This window comes from Hydrogenophaga sp. (assembly GCF_048549895.1).
GTDB lineage: Bacteria > Pseudomonadota > Gammaproteobacteria > Burkholderiales > Burkholderiaceae_C > Hydrogenophaga.
This window is the reverse complement of the sequence record NZ_JBLYYB010000185.1, coordinates 1-7,367: the sequence shown is the minus strand read 5'-3', so window position 1 is coordinate 7,367 and position 7,367 is coordinate 1. Positions and strand designations below refer to the sequence as shown.

General features: G+C 58.4%; 6 protein-coding genes. All 6 read right to left on the bottom strand.

The window, feature by feature from the left end:
* The coding region (locus ACN4F8_RS17550) for an NAD-dependent epimerase/dehydratase family protein (protein ID WP_419474748.1) at positions 1 to 312 on the bottom strand (312 nt) is incomplete at its 3' end.
* A 45-nt stretch (positions 313 to 357) separates the two neighbouring features.
* Positions 358 to 1,662 carry a glycosyltransferase gene (locus ACN4F8_RS17545; protein ID WP_419474747.1) on the bottom strand — a complete coding sequence of 435 codons (1,305 nt, stop codon included), beginning with the start codon at positions 1,660 to 1,662 and terminating at the stop codon, positions 358 to 360.
* Positions 1,659 to 3,884, bottom strand: a complete 2,226-nt coding sequence (locus ACN4F8_RS17540; RefSeq protein WP_419474749.1) for a heparinase II/III family protein — start codon at positions 3,882 to 3,884, stop codon at positions 1,659 to 1,661. Before ACN4F8_RS17540 ends, ACN4F8_RS17545 begins: the two co-directional genes overlap by 4 nt.
* Positions 3,877 to 5,163: an oligosaccharide flippase family protein gene (locus tag ACN4F8_RS17535; RefSeq protein WP_419474746.1), complete on the bottom strand. Its 1,287-nt coding sequence runs from the start codon at positions 5,161 to 5,163 to the stop codon at positions 3,877 to 3,879. The genes ACN4F8_RS17540 and ACN4F8_RS17535 overlap by 8 nt, the downstream gene beginning before the upstream one ends.
* 13 nt (positions 5,164 to 5,176) lie before the next feature.
* On the bottom strand, positions 5,177 to 6,505 hold the full coding sequence (locus ACN4F8_RS17530) for a hypothetical protein (protein WP_419474745.1): 1,329 nt from the start codon (positions 6,503 to 6,505) through the stop codon (positions 5,177 to 5,179).
* 9 nt (positions 6,506 to 6,514) lie between these two features.
* The coding region (locus tag ACN4F8_RS17525; RefSeq protein ID WP_419474744.1) for a glycosyltransferase family protein at positions 6,515 to 7,367 on the bottom strand (853 nt) is incomplete at its 5' end.

The following is a 7,367-nucleotide window of genomic DNA, read 5'->3' as shown; positions in this document are numbered from 1 at the left end:
CGTGCTGCAGTGGATCAGGCGGCGAATGCGTGCCTTCGCGCAACCAGTCACCATGGCGCGGGTCATCTCTACGGCGTCACTGATCGAGGGTTGCGGTACGTACGCCAGGTGCACCACCGTACAGTCAGGCACCAGCAACCGCTCCCATACCGACGGGTCTTTCATGTCACCCACGATCCATTCAATGCCGCGGATCCCGCTGGCACGTGGTGTCCTCGACAGCGCGCGCACCGGCGTACCTTCGGCCAGCAGCAAAGGGATCAAGTGACCACCCACGAAGCCACTGGCCCCCGTCAATACAACCGGCGGCATGTCAGCGGTACTCACTGTGCATCCCGAATGCTCTCAACATCTTGTTCATGGTTCTGGCTGCCCACTCATTTGTGCAATGTAGAGATTTGCCACATGTGATGCGGAAAAACGCTCCCTCACCCGCTCGACAGCACACGAAGAGACGTTAGGTGGAGCAATCACGAAAGCTCGAAGCTTGTCCAGCTCGTTTGATGACAGTCCTTTGGAGTTTCTTTTGAGGGTCAACGTGGCTGGATAGTCACTAAGGGCCTGTACTGAGGTGTCCTGCTCAATGCTGACAAGGTTCAGAATCGGTCTCCCCATTGCCATGTACTCGATGACTTTGCTGGCCAGCTGTGAGGCCGAGTCGTTGCCGATGTTGACAAGTATGTCTGCGTCCAGCATGGCGCCATGGACCTGTGTGCGACTCACCATACCGTGCACGAACAGCAATTTTCTGACCTGAACAGGGCATGCCGCCAGCTCTTCAGCGCAATCGTTGACCGCGCCGTAGAGGTGCAGTTCCAACTTTCTGTCGGGAATGGCAGAGAGCAGCGCTTCGAAGCAGGCCAGTAGGTAACCTGGACTTCGCAGCTTGCGATACAGGGTGCCTACAAACACCAACCGCAACACCGGACGTGTTGACGGTGGCGCTCCCTGCGGCAGCGCCGGCAGGGACAGCAGGGGTGGTGCCAGACGGATTTTCTCGGCCGGTACCGCAAAGTGTGTTCTGTACATTTGGCGCGTGGATTCGGTGGTCACGCACACCGCGTCCGCATTCGTCAGAATGCGATTTTCGACAAGCCGGCTCAGACGCGAGTAGAGCCGCTGGTTGTTAGGGGCAGGTTCCGACATGAGGTGAAACGGATCACCGATATCGACCAACCATTTCGCCTGGCCTGCATGCGTTCGAGCCCGATGACCCACGACGTGACCGGTGAAAGGATGGGAGACGGAAATCATCCAATCGAAATCGTGGTGAGTGCACAGCTGTCTGGCGGCGGCTGTGGCGGGGATGATCCATCCACATGCGAAGTCTGGCCAGTAGGTCGCTCGCCAAACCGCCCTTGCAAACTTTCGCAGCGTTGCTGTGAATTTGTGCCAGGGTTTGGACTGTGGAAAGTTCGTGATGCCAGCGTCAGCGCCAGTGCTTGCTGGAGTCACTCGCCGGGATGCATTCAAGAGCCAGTCCTGAACGCGGTGTACCTTCACGCCGTCGTCTGATGCAGAGGCTTCTTGAGACAAACGCGCTGCACAAAGGATGTGCACTTCATGACCCAGCAGCAAGAACTGTTGAGCCAATGCAGACCATCTGAATGCTCTGGGCGTGAGGTCTGGCGTATACGAATACGTGATGATGAGAATTTTCACGATGGTGAACAGGCATGGCTCGCGGGGTATCCATAGCCCGACGAAAAAGGTAACGGCACTGGGGTCGGATCAGAAAGCTCCAAATCACCTTCCGCATAGTCCAAGACTGAAATTCCATCATCCTCAAGCGCGACGATCCGATAGACCCAAGCACCATAGCCTGCATGTCGACCTATGAATCCCTTGCTTCCAAAGTAGAGGCATTCGCCTTCGGAAGCTCCACGGAGATCAAACGGGCCCAGGTTCAGATTGGCAGGTTCGCGACCCGCCACTCGAGGGACATGGTGGGCGGTTGCTGATCGGTAGGCGTTTCGCTTTTCTATGGACGCGGTGTAGACGAAGGTGCCAGGATCGCGAACGTGGTCGACTCCATCCAGCACCAGTTCGATACCGAGTTGATCGCAATGCGCGTGCGCGCCCAACCCGGAAATGCCGATTTCTCCGCAGCGGACCGCGAGATAAAGCCGGGGGCTGCGGAACACAAAGCACCCCATACCCATGAAAGCCTGACGCGTCATTTCATCGAGCAAGCCTGATACATCGGCTGAAAAGTGGGATCGCCAGCGCCCTGTTTGCGATGTGTCTTCGAAGCGTCGCATGTGATCTGCCCACACTTGTGCGGACCCGACAGCGCCAGATGAAGCTGGCGCAGTACGGACAGGCGTTGCGGTTCTAACCGTTGGTTCATATCCCGCAAACGCCCGGATGATCTCTGCAGCGGGGTCGTCGTCGAGAGCTGCGTTGTGCGAGCTGTTGGCGACGAGCGCTCGGATCCCTGCCAACAGCGAGCCGTGATCCAGGGACCAGCCAGGAGTTGCCGGGTCGTTGTTTGCACGAATCTGCTCGCCGCTCCCGAGTATGAGGAATCGACCGCTGTCGTTGTCACCAAACTGAGTGACGTTCCCATCGGGTCGAGTCAGGGCCTGGGTGAAATCCGCCATCTTCGCCAAGCGCTCCCAACACCAGGGCGGCACTGGCGACATCCGATCACTCCCCGGCACGGGATGCATTGCCCAGGTCTCCTGGCGGAGTCTTGGCAACTTTTTACGGTGGTTGAAATCAGGCAGTGTCAGAACTGCAAGCTTTTCTGTAGGCAAGTTGCTCAGAAGTGCAAATCCCCAAAGCACCATCTCTGCAGACAAACGGTGGTAACAAACCGAAGCCTCAAAGTTGCTGCCGTCATCGTGAAACTGATAGCCAACCTCGGCCATGAGTTCTTGGACCGAGAACGCCAGCCAGCCATCGACCTCGTCACTTTTGGGCAGATAGGAGGCGGCGAAGAGTAGCCCCACGATGTTGGCGAGGTAATGGTTGCCGCGGTACACGGGAGACCATTCCAGATTTTTGATGACATGCCTGGCGTGCGCCAGGACGCTTGAGGTGAACACGCTTTCAAACACATCATCCAGGCGCTCGCCCGAAGCCATGATGATGTCGCGTGCGACAAGTAGATTTGCACAGCGTATTGCCACGTCCATGACGCATGCCCAATTGACACCAAACCCGGGCGGGTTGGTGGCTATGAAATCAAGAATCTGGTTTCGCAGTTCTTGTTCGTAGACGGAGGCGTCTTGAAACCCCGGTGTGTGCTGGCGTGCGAAGTGGCAAGCCAGCGCCAGGTTGGGTAGGTGCTGCATCCGAGCCAGTTCCCAAGGGACCTTTATATCAACACCGGGCAAAACACCCGGGCGAATATCCCGGTGCCAGGAACGTTCATCCCAGCGGTAGCCCGAAATGAAGTCCCGTTGCCAGTCGATTGGGATGTAGTGCGGACCGACCATTTGCCATATGCGTTGAGACGCCTTGAGGTTGGTGCGGTTGATCCGACCAACCAGCCATTGTCCGTTCTTGTCGGCATGGATGGGTGCGAGCGAAGAGTAGTGAAGGTTTTCCCATCCTTTGCATTCAACCCCATGAGCGACGATGACCGACCCCGATCCAAGCAGATCGAAAGTATGTCTCAGGGTAGACGTAGATTGGCGCTGCAGCAGTGAAAGCAGCCGAGGGTCACTTGCTTTCAACGAAGCCATGAAACCCGGTTGGAGGAGCGTGAAGCGCCTTGAAAGTGGCTTGACGGCGAAGTGATGACTCTCGTCTGGAAACGTTCCGAACCAAACAAGCGTGAATTTTTCAATCCACCGTGACACTTCACGACCAAGTCGGTGGCGGATGCGGTAGACCAATTGGCTAACGCGCTTTGGCGAAGGATGAGCGCTACGCATCACGGGCAGGTGGTAAGGCAGAACGCTGGCGAAGGGATCGGGTTTCCACCACCAGCACCCACCAGATCACGATGGCCGACAACAGGCTGGCGATGACCTGCGTCCAAGCGGCGCCATAAACGCCATAGCGCTCGCACAAAGGAAATCCGATCGCAATCGTGACCATGGTGGTAAGTACGGCGATCCCTGCACCTTGCTTGATAGCGCCTACGCCTACCAGCGCTGCGCCGCCGACCGCGTAGGTGCTCCACAGAAGGAACTTCAGCATGAGGATGGCCAGCAGCTTGCTCAATCCTGCATAGTTGTTATCTAGAAACCGGGTTTCGACCAGCCAGGCAACCGACACTAGCGTCATCGCCACAGGAATAGCCGCAATGCCAAGCCGCACGGACCACCGGAGCAGCTGTTGGCGGAACACAGCCGGTTCGTGCATGAGCGACGTGAACATGGGTGTGGCCACGCTTTGTACCGCACCGCCCACGCCCAATGCCGCAAAAAAGAAAACTGTAGCCAAAGCATAAACAGCGATGTCTGCCCGGGGCGTGCCCGTCAGATCCAGAATGATCATGTCCGCGTATTGACCCAGGGCCGTGACGGCAGTGCCAAACACGCTGTAAAAGGCCAAGCTTGAAAAGTCTGTTGGTACGCAAACCTTCTGGGGAGGACGAAACTGCGGACGGGAGAGAGCCAGCAGCGGCACGCAGACAAGATAGGCCATGACCAGGGTAGCCGCCAGCAGTCCCATCAGGCCGTAGGCGTACACCGCGCCCACGGAAACCACCAGCGTAGCGAACCGGATCGCAACTTGGTAGATCGCAAGAGTCTTGAACCGCTGAATGGCCTGGAGATAGACCAGCAGCAGGCTGGCGATCGCCAGCGCAGGCAGCTGCAGCGCATATGTGGCAAATACGCTCGTTTGAACCGTATCTTCCCGAGATGAGAGTACCAAGCCGAATGCGACCAGTGAAACTACCAGCGCGAATACAAGTGTGCGGCGAAGGCCGACCGCCAGCAGGGAGCGCCGCTGCTCGTTGCCGAGGGCCGAGTCGGCGCAGTAGCGCAGTATTGGCGCCGTGATGCCCCCGGCCGCGAGCACTGTGGCTACTGCGGTGTAGGCCAGCGCGAGGCGCACTAGCCCAAACTCCGACGGAGGCAAAAATTTGGCCACGAACAGCACCGTGAGGAAGGCCACACCTTGCTGAGCCACATTGCTCAGCATCACGTAGGGCAGGCCGTGGCTGAAGAGTTTCCTGAAGGCAATACCTACTTTTGCGTTCATGCGCGGGCAGGCCTCAGGTGTCGACCTTGAGCTTGAGCTTGCCTGACCGCGTGCGGACCGGATGGTCCACGACCTGAACGTCGTAGCTTATGTCCACACCGGCGAAGTCGAATCCCGCCATCACATCTTTTACATCACAGGGCAAGGACCTCGGGACGACAAGTACAGACATGTGCCCTGCGTGTGTCTGTCGGACCTGTAGATGCAGCACCTCGTTGAAAGCGGCATGGTGCCGACCAAAAATGATGGAAGTCAACGATACGTTTCGACCGGCCCGATCAACGACGAAGTCGCCGATGCGGCCTTCTTCAATGCGAAAGGCAAGCGAGCCGGCGCCACTGAACACCTCGGCGATGCGATCACCGGTGTCGTACCGAATAAACGGATGCACACGGTTGTGCAGTGATGTGCACACCAGGCGTCGCCCCCCACCGCCGTCGGCGCTGACGGCCTCGGCATATCCGTAGGTCGGCAAGGATTGGTACACGCCCTCGGCAGTCTCCCGGGCCAGAAGAGCCATCTCGCTGTGCCCGTACCAGCTGACGATGTTGGCGGTCAAGACTCGAGCAATCGGCTCCCTGTACACCGGAGCAGGGAACTCCGAACCGAGCAAGGCGCCCCTCAGGTGGGCGATGAAGCGATTGGCCGCAGCGTTTCGCCTTGTGGCAAGCGCATGCGCGAATTCGGCTACCAAGCTCGGGTAGCCGTGGAGCCACCGAAACAGTTTCTGATCCGACAGCGCCAGCACCGCATCCACCACATCGGGCATGGGGCAATTGGCGTTCACAACGTATTCGTTGTGCCGAGGGTGGAAGCTGAGTGGCTCGCCATGCGAGAAGTACGTGCCGCCCAGCCGCAGCTTCAAGTGCGACACGTGATAGCCGTGAGCGGACCAGATGTGGTGCATGTGCGCCCACTCGACTGGCGTGGCATTGCGTTCGAGTCTGAACGCCAATGGACTACCGGAGGTCCCGCCGGTATTGGCCGTCGGTCCTTTGGCGTTCGGGGTGCAGCGGGCTTCGAGCGGGTATTTCTGAAGGTCCTGCTTGGTCACAACGGGGACGCGCTTCCAGTCGCCCAACGTCCGAAAGTCCTGGACCGCGTAGCCCTTGTCGCGATAGAACTCGCGGTAAAACGGTACCTGAGCGGCCGCATGCGACAGCAGTTGTTGCAGCTTGGGCAGCAAACGGGCTTCGGCGGTCCGAGTGTCCCATCGCTCGGCCTGCCGAACCGCAAGCGATTCCCGCAAGTAGCCCGAGCCCACGCGCAAGGCGGCGGGGATGTGCGCAAGCACCTCCGCGTATTTTTCGGCACTCTGGAAGATGCATTCCTTTGTCGTCATTGGAGATGGTCAGGTATCTCGGAGACCGACTTGCCGATAGATGTCCATCATCTCGCGCGCGACCACGATCGAGTCGTGGTATTTCTCGACGTACTGTCGGCTTTTGTGGGCAAGGCTGGCGCGCCGCTGGGGGTCTTCGATGAGCCCCCTCAAGACGGAAGTGATCGTGTCTGGATTGGCATTCACCAGTGGCATTTCTGCCGGGTACTTCTCGATCAAGTCTGGGCGAATGTAGGTGATGGTGGGCTTGCCCGCCGCCATAGCCTCTACCGCGGTGACGCCATGCGATCCACAACGCAGTTCATCCACGTACACATCGCAAGCAGACAGCTCCCGATAGAACTCGGACTGCTTGAGCTGCCGGAGTTTTCTAAATTCGAATTGATGGCCTTCTACCCGGAGTTGTTCGAAGGCAGCCTCGATCTCCTCCGTGCCCTTGACTTTGGGCTCTGTGGGAACGTGAAGGAAAACAGGTGGCCGGCTGGTGTTCGGCGGTTTGAAATCGAAGCGTTTGAGATCGACAGGCTGCCGGAACACAAACACCCTTTCAAAATAAGGCGCTACGTATTCAGCCATTTCACAGTCAGTGGCGGCGAAGCGCACGTAGCGGGAAACAGACTTCAGATAGGCACGGATTCCGTCGTCTCTGGAAGGGTCAGCCTCCCGGTAAAAGTAGGGATTGCGGGCCCTGGCCATCTCCACGATGCGAGCATCACCACCCCCGAAACTGATCAGCATCGGCACGCGGCAAGCGGCCAGATAGCGACCTTCCAGCAGGTGGTGCAGACTGCCACGCAGAAGGTGGCTCCCGTGGTAGTGCACCAGGGAAAACCGGGACGGGATGCGCGCGAGAAATGCCGCG

What these genes read in the sequence shown, in the direction of transcription:
- ACN4F8_RS17540 (WP_419474749.1), bottom strand. Translation starts at nt 3,884, where the DNA reads ATGCGTAGCGCTCATCCTTCGCCAAAGCGCGTTAGCCAATTGGTCTAC.
- ACN4F8_RS17530 (WP_419474745.1), bottom strand. Translation starts at nt 6,505, where the DNA reads ATGACGACAAAGGAATGCATCTTCCAGAGTGCCGAAAAATACGCGGAG.
- ACN4F8_RS17535 (WP_419474746.1), bottom strand. Translation starts at nt 5,163, where the DNA reads ATGAACGCAAAAGTAGGTATTGCCTTCAGGAAACTCTTCAGCCACGGC.